The organism is Janthinobacterium sp. KBS0711 (genome assembly GCF_000988085.1).
Classification (GTDB): domain Bacteria; phylum Pseudomonadota; class Gammaproteobacteria; order Burkholderiales; family Burkholderiaceae_D; genus Janthinobacterium; species Janthinobacterium lividum_E.
Window position 1 is genome coordinate 1 of the sequence record NZ_LBCO01000016.1, and the last position, 210, is coordinate 210.

Annotated in this window: 1 rRNA gene; it reads left to right on the top strand. The window is 48.1% G+C overall.

Features of this window, described 5'->3' with window-relative positions:
* The first annotated feature begins 87 nt into the window (after positions 1 to 87).
* A 5S ribosomal RNA gene (gene rrf / locus VM94_RS09665) occupies positions 88 to 200 on the top strand.
* The last annotated feature ends 10 nt before the right edge of the window (positions 201 to 210 follow it).

The following is a 210-nucleotide window of genomic DNA, read 5'->3' on the forward strand; positions in this document are numbered from 1 at the left end:
GATACTACCAGTCATTACCCCAATCTTTGCTTCTTCCAGATTCAGGCTTTGTCGTCCAATTGGAGACAAACGCCAGTACAAGTTATGCCTGATGACCATAGCAAGTTGGTCCCACCCCTTCCCATCCCGAACAGGACCGTGAAACAACTTTGCGCCGATGATAGTGCTGCAACCAGTGTGAAAGTAGGTTATCGTCAGGCTTGTTATTCG